A 19,110-nucleotide genomic window follows, 5' to 3' on the forward strand; every position below is an offset into this window, starting at 1 on the left:
GCGATTGATCGCTGCATTATCGACAACAGGGAGAATACCATGAACCTTCGCAAGACAACCGCCACCGCCGCTGCCGCGCTCATGCTGTCCGGTACCGCCGCGCTGGCGGTGGATGAACTTACCGTGGCCTATTTCCTCGAATGGCCGACGCCCAACCAGTTTGCACAGGTCGAGGGCCTGTATGACGAGGCGCTTGGCGTGCGCGTCAACTGGCGCGCATTCGAGACCGGGGTGCAGATGTCAGCGGCCATGGCCGGGGGCGCGGTGCAGATCGCCTTCAGCCAGGGCGTGCCGCCCTTTGTCATTGCCGCCTCGGCGGGCATGGATATTGAGCTGGTGGGCGTCGCCGAAACCTATGACGACAATGACAATTGCGTGGTTCATGCCTCCGAAGGAATCACCGCCGCGAATGCCAGCGATCTGGAGGGTAAGCGTGTGGCTGTCCCGCTGGGCACTGCCGCCCATTACGGGATGCTGCGCCAGATGGAACATTTCGGCATCGATACCAGCACGCTTTCCATCGTCGATCTGTCGCCCGCTGACGGCGCGGCGGCAATGGCGCGCGGCGATGTCGCCATGGCCTGCGGCTGGGGCGGCGCGTTGCGGCGGATGATGGAGCATGGCGATGTGCTGATGACCGGCGCCGAGAAGCGCGAAGTCGGCATCCGCATCTTTGACGTGATCTCGGTCGATTCGAATTTTGCGGCTGCCAACCCGAACCTGATCGCCGGTTTCCTGCGGGTGACCGATGATATGAACACCCGCTTCGCCACCGACAGCGAGGCGATGCTGCCGGTGATCGCCGAAGCGGCGGGCATGGACATGGAATCCACCGTGGCAACCATGGACGCCTTCGTTTTCCCGACCATCGAAGAGCAGCTTGGCCCTGAATGGCTGGGCGGCAGCCTGCAGGCCTTTATCAAGGATGTCGCCGATTTCTTTGTTGCGCAGGGCACTATCGATTCGGCGCTCGACAGCTATGAGGGTGTGGTAAACCCCAGCTACCTTCAGGCCGCCGCCGATATGTGAGCAACGCTTCAGGCACCTCCGGCCGCCTGCCGGGGGTGCCCCCTTGACTGACGGCGGAGAATGCATGGCTGATCTGAAAATCAACGCTGTCTCGATGACCTTTTCGCTGCCCAACGGCAGCATCATCGAGGCGCTGAAGGATGTCTCGCTTGACATAGCCGAGGGTGAGCTGGTGTCGGTGCTGGGGCCTTCGGGCTGCGGCAAGACAACCCTCCTTAACATACTGGCAGGTTTTCTGGCGCCGACCGGCGGGCAGATCATGCTGGGCAAGGCCCCGGTCACCGGCCCTGACCGGGCGCGCGGCATGGTGTTCCAGCAGGGCGCGCTTTTTGAATGGATGTCGGTGGCGAAAAACGTGGGCTTCGGCCCGCGCATGGCCGGACGGCCCCGCAGTGAAATTGACGCGCGGGTGAAGGGCCTGCTGCAGTCGGTGGGGTTGCAAGGCTTCGGCGACAAGGCGGTGTATGAGCTGTCCGGCGGGATGCAGCAGCGCGTGGCGCTGGCGCGCTGTCTGGCCAACGACCCCGATGTGATTCTGATGGATGAACCCCTTGGCGCGCTGGATGCCCTGACCCGTGAAAAGATGCAGGGGCTGGTGCTGAAGCTGTGGAAGGAAACCGGCAAGACCATCATCCTCATCACCCATTCGGTGGAAGAAGCCCTGCTGCTGGGGGAGCGGCTGATCGTCATGGCCCCGCGCCCCGGCCGCATTCATGCCGAATACCGCCTGCCCTTTGCAGCGCGCGGCGTGGAAGAAGACCTGCGCGCCGTCAAACGCCTGCCTGAGTTCGCCGCAAGGCGGGAGGAAATTCTGGGGATGATCTGGGAGATGGAAGAGGAAATCATGGGCAAGACCGAGGCCCCGGCATGACCCTCCTTCTGATCTATGTTGCCCTGCTGGTCACGATCTGGGCGCTGACCGCCTGGCTGTCCACCCGCATCCGCAACCGGGACGGGATGGTCGCGCGCAAGACCGTCACCTTTGGCGATGAAAGCGCGGTGCGTCCCAGCCGGCTTGCCTCCATCGCGTCGGTCGCGGTGATCTTCCTGATCTGGGCGGCCTTCACCGGATCAAGCTGGTCCTTCATTCACGCGCCGCTTGACTGGCAGATGCGCCCCATCTGGCTGCCGCCGCCTGAAAACGTCTGGAGACGTCTGCTGGACATCGCCGCCAACGGCTATCGCAACTTTTCGCTGTGGGAGCATCTGTCGATCTCGATCTGGCGGGTGTTTGCCGGGTTCTTCTTTGGCGCGCTGATCGGCATTCCGCTGGGCTTTGCCATGGGGCTGAACAGCTTTCTGCGCGGCTGGTTCGACCCGATTGTCGAATTCATGCGCCCGGTACCGCCGCTGGCGCTGATCCCGCTGGTGATCATCTGGTACGGGATTGACGAAAAGGCCAAGGTCATCCTGCTGTTTCTGGCCGCACTCTGGATCATGGCGATTGCCGCGCGGGCGGGCGTGGCGGGCGTGACGCTCAGCAAGGTGCATGCCGCCTATTCGCTCGGCGCATCGAAATGGCAGCTCTTGCGCCATGTGATCATGCCCAACGCCCTGCCCGATATCTTCACCGGCGCGCGGGTGGCGATGGGGGTCTGCTGGGGCACGGTTGTGGCGGCAGAGCTGGTAGCGGCGGAAAAAGGGGCGGGTTTCACTATCATGGTCGCCTCGCGCTTCATGCAGACCGATATCGTTCTGATGGGGATCATCCTGATCGGCGTGATCGGCTATTCCATCGACGTGGCCATGCGCCTGCTGGAGCGCTGGCTGGTGCCGTGGAAGGGCCGGGGCTGATCTGGCCTTACGTATAGGTTCCGACTGGCCCTAACCAACCGCGTCGCGATTGGCGATTGTTCTGCCATCCGGCCCCGCGCAGGCGGGGCCGCTTTCCCCTGCCCTATTCAAGGAAACCCGCCATGAAGATGACCACCGAAGAAGCCTTTGTCAAAGTTCTGCAACGCCACGGGATTGAGCATGCTTTCGGCATCATCGGTTCGGCCTTCATGCCGATATCCGACCTGTTCCCAAAGGCCGGGATAAAATTCTGGGACTGCGCACATGAGGGTTCGGGCGGGATGATGGCCGACGGCTTCACCCGCGCCTCGGGCAGGATGTCGATGATGATTGCCCAGAACGGCCCCGGCATCACCAATTTCGTGACCGCCGTGAAAACCGCCTACTGGAACCATACGCCGCTTCTGCTGGTCACGCCGCAGGCCGCGAACAAGACCATCGGGCAGGGCGGATTTCAGGAAGTTGAGCAGATGGCACTGTTCAAGGACATGGTCGGCTATCAGGAAGAGGTGCGCGACCCGTCGCGCGTGGCCGAGGTGCTGAACCGTGTGATCATGAACGCCAAGCGCCTGTCAGCGCCCGCGCAGATCAACTTCCCGCGCGATTACTTCACGCAGGTGGTCGATATCACCATCCCCGACCCGGTCGATTTCGAGCGCCCCGCAGGTGGCGCGCAGGCGATCAACGAGGCTGCGAAGCTGCTCTCAACCGCCAAGTTCCCGGTCATCCTGAACGGCGCGGGCGTGGTGATCGGCGGCGCGATCCCGGCGTCCATGGCGCTGGCCGAACGGCTGGATGCCCCGGTCTGCGTGGGCTACCAGCACAACGATGCCTTTCCCGGCTCGCACCCGCTGTTTGCCGGCCCGCTGGGCTACAACGGCTCAAAGGCGGCGATGGAGTTGATTTCGCGGGCGGATGTGGTACTATGTCTGGGCACCCGGCTTAACCCGTTTTCGACGTTGCCGGGCTACGGGCTGGACTACTGGCCGAAAAAGGCCAGAATTATTCAAGTCGACATCAACCCTGATCGGATCGGGTTGACCAAAACTGTGGCTGTTGGCATCGTCGGAGACGCCGGAAGCGTCGCCGAGACGATTTTAGCGCGTTTGTCGGCCGACGCCGGTGACGAGGGCCGCGAAGAGCGCCGCGCCCTGATCGCGCAGAGCAAGTCCGCCTGGGCACAGCAACTTTCCTCGATGGATCACGAAGAGGACGACCCCGGCACCAGCTGGAACCAGCGCGCGCGCGATGACAAGCCGGACTGGATGTCGCCGCGCATGGCCTGGCGGGCGATTCAGGCGGCGCTGCCGAAAGAGGCGATCATCTCCTCCGACATCGGCAACAACTGCGCCATCGGCAATGCCTATCCCAGCTTCGAGGCCGGACGCAAATATCTGGCGCCGGGCCTGTTCGGCCCCTGCGGCTATGGCCTGCCGTCGATCATCGGCGCCAAGATCGGCTGCCCCGATGTGCCGGTGGTGGGCTTTGCCGGTGACGGGGCGTTCGGCATCGCGGTGACCGAGCTGACCGCGATCGGGCGCAAGGAATGGCCCGCCGTTACCATGGTGGTTTTCCGCAACTACCAGTGGGGCGCGGAAAAGCGCAATTCGACGCTGTGGTATGACGACAATTTCGTCGGCACCGAGCTGGATGAGCAGGTCTCTTATGCCGGGATCGCCAGCGCCTGCGGGTTGCAGGGCGTTCAGGCGCGCACGATGGAAGAGCTGACCACTGCCCTGAACAAGGCGGTCGAGGACCAGATGAAGCATGGCAAGACCACGCTGATCGAAGCGCTGATCAATCAGGAACTGGGTGAGCCCTTCCGCCGCGATGCAATGAAAAAGCCCGTGGCTGTCGCCGGGATCGACCCGGCCGACATGCGCCCGCAACGGGGATGACCCTGCCCTTTGAGCTGAGCCCCCTGGCCGCCGTCTGGATGGCGGCGGCCTTCTTTGTCGCGGCCTTCGTGCGCGGCTATTCGGGCTTTGGCTTTGGGGCGCTGGTCATTTCCGCCGGGGCGCTGGTGATGAACCCGCTGCAACTGGTGGCGATTGCCATCATCGGCGATCTGGTTCTGTCGGCGCAGCAATGGCTCGGCGTGCGCCGCCATATCGACTGGCGGCGCGTGCTGACGCTCTTTGGCGGCTCGCTCATAGGGGTGCCGCTGGGCCTCTGGGCGCTGACCACGATATCGGAGGACACCGCGCGCGCCATCATCGCGCTTTATGTGCTGGCGATGTCGCTCGCGCTGCTTCTGGGCTGGACATTGACCCGCCCCGCCGGGCCGAAAACCACCTTTGGCACCGGCCTGTTTTCGGGCGCTGCCAATGCGGCGGGGGTCGGCGGGCTGCCGGTGGTGGTGTTCTTTGCCGCGCAGACCATTGCGCCGGTGGTGTTCCGCGCCACGCTGATTGCCTACTTCACCCTGCTGGATCTGTGGACCATCCCGCTTCTGCTGCATCGCGGGCTGATCTCTGCCGACACGCTGGTCGCCACCGCCATCGCGCTGCCGATCTTCGTATTGGGCACCTGGGCGGGAGGGCGGCGCTTTCTCAGCGCTGAACCAAAGGATTTCCGGCGCTTTGCCATCATCATTCTGATGGTGCTGGCGCTTCTGGGGCTGGGCAAGGCGCTGTTGTAGCCCGCCACGCCGTTTTCGAGGGAGAGAACCGACATGACCGACACCATCAAGATCAACCGTGGCCTGAAAGGCGTCTATTTTGAGCGCTCTGGCGTGTCGGATATCGATGGCCGCGCAGGCACGCTGCATTACCGGGGCTATTCGATCCATGATCTCGCGACGCATGCCACGTTCGAGGAGGTCGCATATCTGCTGATCCACGGTGAACTGCCCGATGCCGCGCAACTGGCCGCCCATGACGCCGCGCTGAAAGAAGCGCGTGCGCTGCCCGGCGCGGTGCATGACATCATCCGCGCCACCGCGCAGGGCCATCCGATGGACGTGCTGCGCACCGCTGTCTCGGCCTTGGCAGCGCTGGAATCTGACAGCCGCGATGCCAGCGAGGAAGGCTTCATCCGCAACGGGCTGCGCCTCACCGCGCAGGTGCCGATGATCGTCGCCGCGCATGAGGCCATCCGCAATGGCCGCAAGCCCGTGGAACCTGACGCCACGCTGGGCCATGCCGCGAACTGGCTGTGGATGCTGAAGGGCGAGAAGCCCTCGGACGATGCCGCGCGGCTGGCTGATGTCGATTTCATCCTGCATGCCGAGCATGGCTCGAACGCATCGGCCTTTGCCGCGCGCGTCACGGTGGGGACAGAGGCCAATCTGCACGGCGCCATCGTCACCGCGCTGGCCACCCTTGCCGGCCCCGCGCATGGCGGAGCCGCCGAGGATGTGATGCGGATGGTCGAAGAGATCGGCAGCCCGGAAAACGCCGCTGCCTATGTCAACGCCAAGCGCGCCGCGAAAGAGGCCGTGACGGGCTTTGGCCACCGCGTTTACCGCGCCGAAGACCCCCGCGCACGCCACATGCGCGACGGGGTGGAGGCGCTGGGGCGCGAGATGGGCCAGCCGCGCTGGTTCGGGATCTTGCAGGCAGTGGTCGAGGCGATGCAGCCCTATGCCCGCCACGGGCTGAACGTGAATGTCGATTTCTGGTCGGGGGCAATCTATCAGCTGCACGGTATTCCGATGGACCTGTATGTGCCGATCTTTGCCATCGGCCGGGTGCCGGGCTGGGTGACGCAATGCGTGGAGCAGAAGCGCTCGAACATCCTGATCCGGCCGCTGACGCTCTATGACGGCCCTGCTCCGCGCGACTGGGTGCCACTGGCTGAACGCGGCTGAGCCGGGCACAAGCGCCTGAAAAGTACATTGAACCCCGCCAGCGAATGGCCGTATCACCCCACAGGGGAACAAGCGGGGGGCACGGCGCATGGCAGAACTGACAACCGCGGGAGCACCCGAACCCCGGAGCCAGCCGCTCAAGGCTGCCCTCTGGATGACCGGCGCGATTGCCTCGTTCACGCTGATGGCCGTCTCAGGTCGCGCGGTTCAGGCAGAGCTGAATACCTTTGAGCTGATGTTCTGGCGCTCGCTGATCGGGCTGGTGATTGTGGTGGCGATCGTCTCGGCCAGCCCGCGCGGGTTGCGGCAGGTCGCCACGCGGGTGCCGGGCCTGCATCTGGCGCGCAATCTTTTCCACTTTGCCGGGCAGAACCTGTGGTTCTACGGCATCATGGTCATCCCCATGGCGCAACTGGTGGCGCTGGAATTCACCCTGCCGATCTGGGTGGTGCTGCTGGCGCCCCTTCTGTTGGGCGAGACGCTGACCCGGCGCAAGCTGATGGTCGCGCTGGTGGGTTTTGTCGGGGTGCTGCTGGTCGCGCAGCCCGGTGTCCAGCCGCTGCATCCGGGCCATCTGGCCGGGCTTCTGGCAGCGGTGGGCTTTGCGCTGAACATCATGCTGACCAAACGGATCATGCGTTATGACGGTGTGCTGTGCGTGCTTTTCTGGATGACCCTGTCGCAGGCCGTCTTCGGGCTGGTGCTGTCGCTGATCACCGGCTTCACATGGCCCAGCGTGGCGCTGATGCCCTGGCTGCTGGTGGTCGGCCTGACCGGGCTGTCAGCACATTTCGCGCTGACCTCGGCGCTGGGGCATGCCCCGGCCTCGATCGTTGCGCCGATGGAGTTCGCCCGCCTGCCGATCATCGCGCTGGTCGGTTTCTGGCTTTATGCCGAGGCGCTGGACCCGCTGGTGTTCATCGGCGCCGCTGTCATCCTTTCGGCCAACTCCCTGAACATGGGGGGCGGCAGGAAGCGGGGCTGATCAGGAATGTGGCGTTTGCCGAAGTTTCGCGCACCACCCGCCGGAAACGCCCCCCGGACACCGCTTTTGCGCGTGGCGAGCGCATGGAAAACTTGACGCTCCGGCCAGGATTCAGGGTTTTCAGGTGATGGGCCCTGTGATTTAACAGGCAGCATCAGCCCCTGCGGGGCTGAATACAATTACCCATGGGAGGAACTACATGGATCGCCGTTCATTTATCCGGACGTCGGCGCTTGGTGGCGCTGCCGCCGCGGCCACGACGCTTGCCGCACCCGCCGTCGCGCAGGGCCGCATGACCTGGCGCATGGTCACCACCTGGCCGCGCAACTTTCCCGGCCTTGGTGTCGGTGCCCAGCGTCTTGCCGACCGTATCACCGCCGCGACCGATGGTCAGCTGACCGTTCAGGTCTTTTCGGCAGGCGAAATGGTGCCGCCGCTTCAGTCGCTGGATGCCGTGATCGACGGCTCGGCAGAAATGAGCCACGGCGCTGCCTATTACTGGCAGAACAAGTCGGTCGGCCTGTCGTTCTTCACCGGCGTTCCGTTCGGCATGACCTCGCGCGAGCTGACGGGCTGGGTGCGCCATCTTGGCGGGCAGGAAATCTGGGATGACATCTATGACCAGTTCGGCGTTCAGGGCTTCCTGTCGGGCGACACCGGCACGCAGACCGGCGGCTGGTTCCGCAACGAGCTGACCGGGCTTTCCGACATTCAGGGCCTGCGCTTCCGCACCCCGGGTCTGGGCGGTCAGGTCTGGCAGAAAATCGGCGCCTCGGTGACCAACATGGCTGCGGGCGAGATCTTTGCCGCGCTGCAGACCGGCTCGCTGGATGCCGCTGAATTCGTCGGCCCGTACAACGATCTGGCGCTCGGCTTCCACCAGATCAACAAGCATTACTACACCTCGTCCTTCGTCGAACCCGGTCTGGCGACCGAGCTGGTTGTGGACAAGGCGAAGTTCCAGGAATTGCCCGCGAACATGCAGGCGATCATCCGTGACGTCTGTCAGGCGGAATACGATCAGGTTGCGTCTGATTTCGCCGCCAACGACCCGCGCGCGCTGGCCACGCTGGTGAATGATCATGGCGTGATCGTCCATCCCAGCTTCCCCGAAGACATTCTGGAAGCCGGGGCGGTCGCCTCCAAGGAGCTTCTGGTCGAAATTCTGGAAAGCGGCGACGAGCTGACCCAGCGCACGGCCCGCAGCTTCATCGACGCGCTCAAGCTGATGCGCACCCGCACGGAAGGGACCGATCAGGTCTTCACCCGCGCCCGTGAGCAGTATTTCGACATTTCGGACCTGTGATGCACGGCCTGGAAACGGGCGGCCCCGCACCACGCGAAAGGGCCGTCTGAACAAGCGTATTTCAAGGCCCGGGGGATTTCCCCGGGCCTCGTCATAGCATAAAGCGACGGATCGGGGGCGGTTTCAGGCAAGTGCCACGCCCCACGAGCCGCAATCACACAGGCCCCGGCCGTTCTGGTCAGGGCAGGTGCCAACAGGGTAAAACGGGGGATACGGTGACAATCCTGTCCTACATCATGCGTGCGATCAACCTGATCAACAGGTTGGTGGGCAACGTCTTCATCTGGCTTTCCGTCGGCATTGTTCTGGTCTGTTTCTGGGTTGTGATCGAGCGCTACATCCTCGGCACCACCCGGCTGTGGATGCAGGATCTTTATCCCTGGATGAACGGCGTCATGTTCACTGCCGTGGCGGGCTATGCGCTGTACCGCAATGACCATGTGCGGGTGGACATCTTTTATCGCCCGGCCTCGACAAAGACCAAGGCGTGGATGGATGCGGTGGGGGTGCTTGCCTTCCTTCTGCCCTTCGCCTGGGTGGTGTGGAGTTATTCCTTCACCTTCGTGCAGCGCTCCTGGGGGCTTGGCGAAGGGTCGGCCAACCCCGGCGGCATGCCGGGCCTGTACATCCTGAAGACCTTCATCCTCGTTTTCGCCGTCACCGTCGCGATTCAGGGCATTGCCATGCTCATCCGCTCGATCCTTCTGATCGCAGGCCGCGAAGATCTGGTGCCGGGTGATTACCGCTACAAATACGATATGGAGTAAGCAGGCATGGATCCCGTACTTCTAGGAGAAATCCTTGCCGGCACGATGTTCCTCGGTGTGATCGGCATGCTGATGCTGGGCTTCCCGGTGGCCTTCACGCTGGCCGGAACCTCGATCATCTTCGCCTATATCGGCCTGTATTTCGGCGTGTTCGACATGTCGAACCTGCGCGCGCTGGCCGGGCGCTACACCGGCTACATGCTCAACGAGGTGCTGGTGGCTGTGCCCCTGTTCATCTTCATGGGCGTGATGCTGGAGCGGTCGAACATCGCCGAGCAGCTTCTGACCACCATGGGCAAGCTGTTTGGCAACATGCGCGGTGGCCTTGGCATCTCGGTCATTCTGGTGGGGGCGCTGCTGGCGGCCTCGACGGGTGTGGTGGGTGCCACCGTGGTTACCATGGGCCTGATCTCACTGCCCGCGATGATGCGCGCGGGCTATGACCCCAAGCTGGCCTGCGGCACAATCTGCGCCAGCGGCACGCTGGGTCAGATCATCCCGCCCTCGACCGTGCTGATCTTCATGGGCGACATGATCGCCGGGATGCACTCTCAGGTCCAGATGAGCATGGGCAACTTCGCCCCGAAAACCGTATCCGTGGGCGATCTGTTTGCGGGCGCGTTCATTCCCGGCCTGCTGCTGGTGGGGCTTTATATCTGCTACATCCTGTTCAAGGCTGTCACCGACCCCGAAAGCTGTCCCGCCACGCCGATCCCCCCGGAAGAACGCAAGGGTATCTGGAAAGAGATCGTCGTGGCGCTGGTGCCGCCGCTGATGCTGATTGCAGCGGTTCTGGGGTCCATCCTGAGCGGCATCGCCACCCCCACCGAGGCCGCATCGGTCGGCGCGGTGGGTGCCACGCTTCTGGCGGCGCTGCGCTGGCGGCTGAACCTGACCGTGCTGGTGGATGTGGTTCGGCGCACGGCCGTGATCACCTCGATGATCTTCATCATCCTCTTCGGTGCTTCGGTCTTTGCCATCGTCTTCCGGCAGATGGGTGGCGACAATCTGGTGCATGAATTCCTCGCCGCCATGCCCGGTGGCGCGATGGGCGCGATGGTCACGGTGATGATCATCATGTTCATTCTGGGCTTCATCCTGGACACGTTCGAGATCATCTTCATCGTTCTGCCGATCACCGCGCCGACGCTTCTGATGCTGGGCATTGATCCGGTCTGGCTGGGCGTGATGATCGGGGTGAACCTGCAGACATCGTTCCTGACGCCGCCCTTCGGCTTCTCGCTGTTCTATCTGCGCGGGGTTGCACCGAACAATGTCTCGACAATGATGATCTATCGCGGCGCGGTGCCCTTCGTGGCGTTGCAGATACTGGCGATCGCGCTTCTGTTCATCTTCCCGGGGCTGGTCACCTGGCTGCCCTCGGTCCTGTTCTGAGCGCCGCTCAGCACTGAGGCAGGCAAACCGGCGCGGGGCCTTCCCTGCGCCGGTTTTGCTTTTCCGGGCTGGCGGCGAAACACGCTCTGGCAAGGGCAGCGCCTCTATGCTAGCGCAACGCAATGCTGGCCGTCTTTCTTCAGACCTTACCCTTCTTTGCCGTGATCGGGCTTGGCTACGGGGCCGGGCGGACAGGCTTTTTCCCGCGTGAAGCCACGGCCTATCTGACGAAATTCGTCTTTTATTTCGCGCTCTCGGCCATGCTGTTCGGCTTTGCCGCCAATATGTCGCTGGGCGATATCTTTGAGCCGCGCGCGGCGGTGGCCTATCTGTGGGGCTGCGGGCTGATTTATCTGATCGCGCTTTCCGTGGCCTTCGCCCGCCGCCGCCCCCTGACCGAAGCCGCGATGGAGGCCCATACCGCCATCATCGGCAACACCGGGTTTCTGGGTGTGCCCATGCTGGTGCTGCTTCTGGGCGATGCCGCAGCGGGCACGATCATTCTGGTGCTGGTGATCGACCTGATCGTGTTTTCCACGCTGCTGACCGTCATCGTCACCCTTTCGCGCGAGGGGCGGGTTTCGCCTGATCTGCCGCGGCTGATCACCATGGGGCTGCTGAAGAACCCGATGATCGTGGCCATGGCGCTGGGTCTGGTATGGTCAGCCACCGGGATGGACCTGCCGCTGCCCGTCAATGCCTTCATGACCCTGCTGGGTGCCGCCGCCACGCCCTGCGCGCTCTTTGCCATCGGTGCCTCGCTGGCCAACAACAAGGCCGAGCGGGTGACGGTCGCGGGCTGGCTGACCTTTGCCAAGCTGGTGCTGCACCCGCTGGCCGTGGCCTTTGCCGCCTTCTTCCTGTTCAGCGTCCCGCACTACACCGCCGGGGTGCTGGTGGCCGCCGCCGCGCTGCCGGTGGCGGGGAACGTTTACATACTGGCGCAGCATTTCAACATCGCCGTGGCCCGCGTCTCGGCCGCGATTCTGATATCCACCGCCATCAGCGTGGCAACCGTGCCGGTCATCATCGCGCTGGTCGCCGGATAAAACAGCCGCAGGGGTGCAATCTGCGCAAATCCGTCACAATTCACGAAGGCGTGACGCTTGCAGCCCCCTGACCCCCTCCCTATATAGCCCTCGACGCCGTCTGGCACCCGGGGACTGAACAAGCCCCGAACCGGACGGATCAGGGATCGGGGCTGCGGAGCCTGATGGGACCGCCGCCCTATAACATCGCCGAAGTAATGAGGTAGTATATCATGGCCAAAGTCATCGGGATCGACCTCGGGACGACCAACAGCTGCGTTGCCATCATGGATGGCTCGCAACCCCGGGTTATCGAAAATTCCGAAGGTGCGCGCACGACGCCTTCGATCGTGGGTTTCACGGAAAGTGAGCGTCTGGTGGGCCAGCCCGCCAAACGTCAGGCCGTCACCAACCCCACCAACACCGTGTTCGCCGTCAAGCGCCTGATCGGCCGCCGTCTGGGCGATGCCGAGGTGGAAAAAGACAAGGGTCTGGTTCCCTACAAGATCGTCGATGGCGGCAACGGCGATGCCTGGGTTGAAGTGCGCGGCGAAAAATACAGCCCCAGCCAGGTTTCGGCCTTCATCCTGCAAAAGATGAAAGAAACCGCCGAAAGCTATCTGGGTGAGCCCGTCACGCAGGCCGTGATCACCGTACCCGCCTATTTCAACGACGCTCAGCGTCAGGCCACCAAGGACGCAGGCAAGATCGCCGGTCTGGAAGTGCTGCGCATCATCAACGAGCCCACGGCGGCGGCGCTGGCCTATGGTCTGGACAAGAAGGAAACCAAGACCATCGCGGTTTATGACCTTGGTGGCGGCACCTTCGACATCACCATTCTGGAAATCGACGACGGCCTTTTTGAGGTGAAATCCACCAACGGCGACACCTTCCTCGGCGGTGAAGATTTCGACATGCGCATCGTCAGCTATCTGGCCGACGAGTTCAAGAAAGAGCATGGCGTCGATCTTACGCTGGACAAGATGGCGCTTCAGCGCCTCAAGGAAGCCGCCGAGAAAGCCAAGATCGAGCTGTCTTCGAGCCAGCAGACCGAGATCAACCAGCCCTTCATCTCGATGGACCGCAACACCGGCCAGCCGCTGCACATGGTGATGAAACTCACCCGCGCCAAGCTGGAATCGCTGGTGGGTGACTTCATCAAGCGCTCGCTGAAGCCCTGTGAAGCCGCGCTGAAAGATGCCGGGCTGTCCAAGGGTGACATCGACGAGGTGATCCTTGTCGGCGGTATGACCCGCATGCCCAAGGTGATCGAAGAGGTCGGCAAATTCTTTGGCAAAGAGCCGCACAAAGGCGTGAACCCTGACGAAGTGGTTGCCATGGGCGCGGCCATTCAGGCCGGGGTTCTGCAAGGCGACGTCAAGGATGTGGTCCTGCTGGACGTCACGCCCCTGTCGCTGGGGATCGAAACGCTGGGCGGTGTATTCACCCGCCTGATCGACCGCAACACCACCATCCCCACCAAGAAAAGCCAGGTGTTCTCCACCGCCGAGGACAACCAGCATGCGGTGACTATCCGGGTGTTCCAGGGTGAGCGCGAAATGGCGCAGGACAACAAGATTCTGGGCCAGTTCAACCTTGAAAACATCCCGCCCGCCCCGCGCGGCATGCCGCAGATCGAAGTGACCTTTGACATCGACGCCAACGGCATCGTCAGCGTCAGTGCCAAGGACAAGGGCACCGGGAAAGAGCAGAAGATCACCATCCAGGCCTCGGGCGGCCTGACCGATGAAGAAATCGAAAAGATGGTGAGGGATGCCGAAGCCAATGCGGATGCCGACAAGTCGCGGCGCGAGCTGGTGGAAACCCGCAACCAGGCAGAAAGCCTGATCCATTCGACCGAGAAGTCGCTTGAGGAATACAAGGACAAGGTCGATCCGACCACGGTTGAGGCGATCGAACTCGCCATTGCCGCGCTCAAGGATACGCTTGAGGGCGAGAATGTCGACAAGATCAAATCGGGGATCAACAATGTCCGCGATGCCTCGATGAAGCTGGGCGAAGCGATCTACAAGGCGCAGGCGGAAGCGGGTGAGGCCGAAGGTGCCTCGGACGAGCCGCGCCCTGTCGATGACGATATCGTGGATGCCGATTTCGAGGATCTCGACGACAACAAGCGCCGCGACAACTGATACGCGGCACGCATGGGGGCCCCGGCCGGTAACGCCGGTCCGGGGCCCCAGCCTTTCAGACGAGGTCAAGAATGGCAAAGCGCGATTTCTACGATGTGCTGGGCGTGACGCGCAGCGCTTCGGCGGACGAGATCAAGAAGGCCTATCGCCAGAAGGCCAAGCAGCTTCACCCCGATCGCAACTCCGACAACCCCAATGCCGAAGCCCAGTTCAAGGAAGTGAACGAGGCCTATGATGCGTTGAAGGACCCTGAGAAGAAGGCGGCCTATGACCGCTTTGGCCACGCCGCCTTTGAGGGTGGTATGGGTGCGGCTGGTCAGCGCGGGGCGCGGGGCGGCATGCATCCGGGCAACGGCGATTTCGGCTCGGCCTTTTCAGATGTCTTCGAAGACCTGTTTGGCGATTTCATGGGTGGCGGCGGTGGCCGGGGCGGGGCGCGCCAGCGCGCCAGCCGCGGCTCGGACCTGCGCTACAACATGCGCATCACGCTTGAAGATGCCTATGCCGGTGTGCAGAAAAGCATCCGTGTGCCGTCACTGGCCAGTTGCGATGCCTGCGACGGCACCGGGGCCGAAGGCGGCGCCGAGCCTGTCACCTGCCCCACCTGCTCAGGCATGGGCAAGGTGCGCGCCCAGCAGGGCTTCTTCACGGTTGAGCGTACCTGCCCCACCTGTGGCGGGCTGGGCCAGATCGTCAAGAACCCCTGCAAGGTCTGCAAGGGTGCAGGCCGGGTTGAGAAAGAGCGCACGCTCAGCGTCAACATCCCCGCCGGGGTCGAAACCGGCACCCGCATCCGCCTGTCGGGCGAAGGTGAGGCCGGGTTGCGCGGCGGGCCTGCGGGCGATCTCTATATCTTCATCGATGTGCGTGAGCATCCGATTTTCCAGCGTGACGGGCATGACCTTTATTGCCGCGTTCCCATCAGCTTTGGCACCGCCACCCTTGGCGGCGAGGTCGAAGTGCCCACGATCGACGGCGGGCGCTCGCGCGTGAAGGTGCCTGCGGGCAGCCAGACCGGCAAACAGATGCGGTTGCGCAGCAAGGGGATGCCCGCCCTGCGCGGCGGCACGCATGGCGATATGCTGATCGAGCTGTCGGTGGAAACGCCGGTCAACCTGACCGCCCGCCAGAAAGAACTGCTGGCCGAGTTTGAATCGCTCAGCGAGCATAACAACCCTGAAGGCCAGAGCTTTTTCAGCAAGGTGAAAAGCTTCTGGGACGGCATGAAGGGCTGACGGCATTCCTTTTGCTATGTCATGAAACGCCCGCCTGCCCCGCGCAGGCGGGCGTTAACCATTTCTTGACCGATTCGGGCACAGTCTGAGGGCATGCCGCGCCATCGCTCCGCCCTTGCCGAACCCGCCTTGCCGCTTTTCACGGCCCAAAGCGCCGTGCCCGTCTCGCCTGATCCGCCCCGCCCGGCCGACCTGACGGCGCCACCCGCCCTCCCCTCCTACCTGCGCGATCACCGCAAACGGCTGCGTGAGCGGTTCCTGCAGGGCGGGGCGCAGGCCATGCCGGATTACGAACTGCTCGAACTGCTGCTGTTCCGCGCCATCCCCCGGCAGGATGTCAAACCACTGGCCCGCCGCCTGCTGGAGGCCTTCGGCGATCTGGCCGCCACCGTCAGCGCCGCGCCCGCCCGCCTGTCGCGCATCGACGGCGTAGGGGAGGCGGTGATACTGGAGCTGAAACTGGCCGAGGCGATGGCGACGCGCCTGTCACGCGCAAGGGTGCTGAACCGGCCCGTCATTTCCAGCTGGCAGGCCCTGCTGGATTATTGCCACACCGCCATGTCCCACCGCGAGACCGAGCATTTTCGTGTGCTCTTCCTGGATCGCAAGAACACCCTGATCGCCGATGAGGAACTGGGGCGCGGCACGGTCGATCATGTGCCGGTCTATCCGCGCGAGGTGCTGCGCCGCGCGCTGGAGCTGAACGCCTCGGCGCTGATCCTCGTCCATAACCACCCCTCAGGCGATCCGACGCCCAGCAGCGCCGATATCGCCATGACCGGGCAGATCCAGACCGCCGCGCAGGCCCTCTCTATCACGTTGCACGATCACCTGATCATCGGCAAATCCCGCGAAAGCAGTTTTCGCGCGCTGGGGCTGTTGTGAGGGGCGGCTCACTCCGCCAGCGGGCGCAGCCAGACCTCGACCCGGCGGTTCAATGCACGGCCCCATTCGGCGGCATTGCAGGCAACCGGCAGCAGGATGCCAACCCCCTGCGCCGACAGAGTCACACGCGTGGTATCGCGCAGCGGCGTGGCCTCTGTCAGCGCCTCGCGCACGGCTTCGGCGCGGCGCAGCGACAGGCGGCGGTTGGCCTCCGCATCGCCCAGAGCGTCGGAAAACCCCACCAGAATAACCTCCTGCCCATCATGCACCCCGGCCTCGATATCGCGCGCAAGCTGCCGGATATTGACCAGCGATGTCGCATCAATCTGCGCGGTGCCGGGCTCAAACCGGAAAGCCAGCGACAATTGCCGCGTTTCCAGCATCAGGTCGCCCACCGCGCGCAGGCTGTCCAGAAATCCCTCCGCCCCGCCGGTATCAGGCAGTCTGAGCGAGCGGATCAGCCGCAAACCCTGCCCGGCCGCGGGGGCCTGCTCTGGGCGCGCTTCGGTGAAACCGGCTGTCTGGATGGCTTTCCCGGCTTCGGGGCTGGCAAAGAATTCCAGCAACTGGCGCAGGCGCAGCGGTAGGCGCTGGCGCAACTGGATCGCATAAAGCGGCTGGGTCAGTGGATAGGCACCTGCCTTCAGCGCAAAGGGGTCAGGCACCACCGGCAGGCCGCAGGCGTCGATCAGTTGCGCATCCGTAAGGGCCTGCGCCTGCGAGCGCAGCGTCATCCCCAGCGCGAAGGGGTCGCGCGCCACTGCCCGCGCAAGGCCGGCATTGCTGCGATGGCGAATCGCCTCTTCCGTCAGGCTGTCGATGCCGATCGCATGCAGCCGCGCACCCAGCGCGTGATGCTCGCCCGAATCAAGGTTGCGCAGATGCAGCGTCAGCTCAGTCGCCGCCTCTTCATTCTCCAGCACCTGACCGCCCTGCGCGTCCTGCAACAGGTCCAGCAGGTCATTCATACCGATGCGGTCGAACACCCCGTTGGGCGACACCACCGGCACAAAGGCATCCAGCGCCAGCACGTGCAAAAGGAAGTCCGGGTCCTGCAACGGGGTCAGCGACAGCGCCAGATCGGTCTCGCCCGAGACCAGCGCCAGCAACCCCGCATCCGACGAACTGGCGCGCAGCCGCAGCCGCATCACCGGCCCCGCAGCATCCGGATCACGCAGATCAAAATGTGTTTCGCCCGTGCCCCGCGTCTCGGTCAGCTCCAGCCCCTGGGCCTGCGCAAAAGCCGCCAGCACCGCCGGAAACAGATGCTCGGCAATGACCTGCGCCCCCTCGATGCTGACCTCGGCCACACCGCCGCTCAGCAGCGGGCAGCCCGGCCCGGCGCATCGCAGGCCCCGCGCATCCAGCGTCAGCGGCCCGAATTCGGTTTGCAGGCGCAAATACTCGCCGTCATAGGCGATCAGATCACCGCTGACCGCAATCGTGCCATCGGCGGACGAAAGCGTCACGTCCTGCGCGCGCGCAACACCCCCGGGCTGAAAAAACAGCGTGGCGACCGCAGCCGCCACGCAAGAAAACCATCGCATTACCTGTCGCCACGCCTTTTTCAGTTCAGCGCGATAGTCAGCTCAGGGAGAAGATTTTTCAACACCAGAAAGCCACCCTGACCATCGCAGGCGGGCATTTCCAGCTGAATTTCGCGCCAGGCAGGGTCAGCACCCGCCAGCGCCTCAAGCGTATCGACGCCCAGCAGCCGTTCGCAGCTTTCGCCGGTGACGCCCACTTCCAGCTCAAGCGCCACCTGACCCGTGCGCGCAGACAGGCCAGTCGGGTAAGAATAGACCTGCACCCGCGCCGTTTCACCCAGTTCCGTCAGGAAGCCCCGCGCCGCATCGCCGGGCGCGGCGGGGTTTGCCGGATGGATATGGTTGTCGCTGCCGAAATCGGCGCCGAATTCATAGGCGTTCAGCCCCAGAACGGCGGCTCCCTGCCACTGGATGGCTACGCGGTCATAAAGACCGGCATCGGGAAGCTCTGTCGCATCGCTGGCGCTGCGGCCATCGTCAAAGCGCACCGTCAGCTCAGCCTGATGCGCCAGCGCAGGCACGCGGAGGGCCAGCTGGCCGTCGCCGTCCATCCGCGCGTCGAAGTTGAGCCCGGCATGGCTGATCTGCACCAGCGCGCCACCGTCGCAGGGCGCGAAAAGGCTCATGTCCATCATCGCACCAACCTCGGGAGTGACCACCAGCCAGACGGCGCAGGCATCCACTTCGGCCAAGAGATCGTTGATCATCGCGGGATCGGTGGCGACGGTTTCCGGTTCAGCTACCAGCGCAGATTCCTGAGGGGTCAATGTCACAGCGGGCAGCAGCGCATCGAGCGCGCGCGGGACGGTTGCCGTCAGCTCTGCGGTGTCTATCATGCCCGGCAGGACGCTGGCCATCGCCACCGGACCCAGCGGCGAGGCAGAAACAGGCTCACTGGCTGAAACGGAAACCGGCGACGCAGAGGTCATCGCGACCGGCTCAACGGGGGCCGCCCCGGCGGCCTCTGCCAGCCCGACAAGCGATATCCCGGCCTGCACCGGCGCGGCGCCGGTCGCCTCCTCAGCCTGCCGCATGGTTTCCTGTTGAAACAACGTCCCCGCACCGACGGCAACGCAAAGCGTTGCCGCGATCAGGGCAACAATTCGCACCCGATTCATCGCACTCTCCGAAATACCTTATTCCAGAGCTGAAACTGCCGCGTGATCTGGGCAGCTTCG

The 19,110-nt window shown here is 63.8% G+C and carries 16 protein-coding genes; 14 read left to right on the forward strand and 2 right to left on the reverse strand.

Annotation, left to right across the window (positions count from 1 at the left end):
• The first annotated feature begins 39 nt into the window (after positions 1-39).
• The 14 genes from V7Q53_RS08240 (at position 40) to radC (ending at position 16,385) form a co-directional block, all read left to right on the forward strand.
• On the forward strand, positions 40-1,029 hold the full coding sequence (locus V7Q53_RS08240) for a taurine ABC transporter substrate-binding protein (RefSeq protein ID WP_333828054.1): 990 nt from the start codon (positions 40-42) through the stop codon (positions 1,027-1,029).
• 64 nt (positions 1,030-1,093) lie between these two features.
• The gene (locus V7Q53_RS08245; RefSeq protein WP_333828055.1) at positions 1,094-1,900 is read left to right on the forward strand and encodes a taurine ABC transporter ATP-binding protein; all 807 of its coding nucleotides are present in this window, start codon (positions 1,094-1,096) and stop codon (positions 1,898-1,900) included.
• Positions 1,897-2,823, forward strand: a complete 927-nt coding sequence (locus V7Q53_RS08250; RefSeq protein ID WP_333828056.1) for an ABC transporter permease — start codon at positions 1,897-1,899, stop codon at positions 2,821-2,823. The genes V7Q53_RS08245 and V7Q53_RS08250 overlap by 4 nt, the downstream gene beginning before the upstream one ends.
• Positions 2,824-2,945: 122 nt before the next feature.
• Positions 2,946-4,721 (forward strand): sulfoacetaldehyde acetyltransferase, encoded by a 1,776-nt coding sequence (gene xsc / locus V7Q53_RS08255; RefSeq protein WP_333828057.1) that lies wholly within the window; start codon positions 2,946-2,948, stop codon positions 4,719-4,721.
• Positions 4,718-5,464, forward strand: coding sequence for a sulfite exporter TauE/SafE family protein (locus tag V7Q53_RS08260; RefSeq protein ID WP_333828058.1), 747 nt, complete (start codon positions 4,718-4,720; stop codon positions 5,462-5,464). Before xsc ends, V7Q53_RS08260 begins: the two co-directional genes overlap by 4 nt.
• A gap of 33 nt (positions 5,465-5,497) precedes the next feature.
• Positions 5,498-6,634: a citrate/2-methylcitrate synthase gene (locus tag V7Q53_RS08265; RefSeq protein ID WP_333828059.1), complete on the forward strand. Its 1,137-nt coding sequence runs from the start codon at positions 5,498-5,500 to the stop codon at positions 6,632-6,634.
• An 88-nt stretch (positions 6,635-6,722) separates the two neighbouring features.
• The gene (locus tag V7Q53_RS08270; RefSeq protein WP_333828060.1) at positions 6,723-7,619 is read left to right on the forward strand and encodes a DMT family transporter; all 897 of its coding nucleotides are present in this window, start codon (positions 6,723-6,725) and stop codon (positions 7,617-7,619) included.
• Positions 7,620-7,818: 199 nt separating this feature from the next.
• Positions 7,819-8,925 (forward strand): TRAP transporter substrate-binding protein, encoded by a 1,107-nt coding sequence (locus tag V7Q53_RS08275; protein WP_333828061.1) that lies wholly within the window; start codon positions 7,819-7,821, stop codon positions 8,923-8,925.
• A gap of 215 nt (positions 8,926-9,140) precedes the next feature.
• On the forward strand, positions 9,141-9,692 hold the full coding sequence (locus V7Q53_RS08280; protein ID WP_333828062.1) for a TRAP transporter small permease subunit: 552 nt from the start codon (positions 9,141-9,143) through the stop codon (positions 9,690-9,692).
• Positions 9,693-9,698: 6 nt separating this feature from the next.
• On the forward strand, positions 9,699-11,087 hold the full coding sequence (locus V7Q53_RS08285) for a TRAP transporter large permease (RefSeq protein WP_333828063.1): 1,389 nt from the start codon (positions 9,699-9,701) through the stop codon (positions 11,085-11,087).
• 122 nt (positions 11,088-11,209) lie between these two features.
• Positions 11,210-12,136, forward strand: a complete 927-nt coding sequence (locus V7Q53_RS08290; RefSeq protein WP_333828064.1) for an AEC family transporter — start codon at positions 11,210-11,212, stop codon at positions 12,134-12,136.
• A gap of 212 nt (positions 12,137-12,348) precedes the next feature.
• The gene (gene dnaK, locus V7Q53_RS08295) at positions 12,349-14,265 is read left to right on the forward strand and encodes a molecular chaperone DnaK (protein WP_333828065.1); all 1,917 of its coding nucleotides are present in this window, start codon (positions 12,349-12,351) and stop codon (positions 14,263-14,265) included.
• A 71-nt stretch (positions 14,266-14,336) separates the two neighbouring features.
• Positions 14,337-15,500 carry a molecular chaperone DnaJ gene (dnaJ, locus tag V7Q53_RS08300; RefSeq protein WP_333828066.1) on the forward strand — a complete coding sequence of 388 codons (1,164 nt, stop codon included), beginning with the start codon at positions 14,337-14,339 and terminating at the stop codon, positions 15,498-15,500.
• A 93-nt stretch (positions 15,501-15,593) separates the two neighbouring features.
• A complete protein-coding gene (radC, locus tag V7Q53_RS08305) occupies positions 15,594-16,385 on the forward strand; it encodes a RadC family protein (protein ID WP_333828067.1) in 792 nt (263 codons plus the stop codon).
• Positions 16,386-16,393: 8 nt separating this feature from the next.
• Here radC and V7Q53_RS08310 read toward each other — a convergent pair whose 3' ends face one another.
• On the reverse strand, positions 16,394-17,932 hold the full coding sequence (locus V7Q53_RS08310; protein WP_333828068.1) for a phosphate ABC transporter substrate-binding/OmpA family protein: 1,539 nt from the start codon (positions 17,930-17,932) through the stop codon (positions 16,394-16,396).
• Positions 17,933-17,952: 20 nt separating this feature from the next.
• Positions 17,953-19,050, reverse strand: coding sequence for a hypothetical protein (locus V7Q53_RS08315; protein WP_333828069.1), 1,098 nt, complete (start codon positions 19,048-19,050; stop codon positions 17,953-17,955).
• Positions 19,051-19,110 lie beyond the last annotated feature (60 nt).

The organism is Pararhodobacter sp. (genome assembly GCF_036802785.1).
Lineage (GTDB): Bacteria > Pseudomonadota > Alphaproteobacteria > Rhodobacterales > Rhodobacteraceae > Pararhodobacter.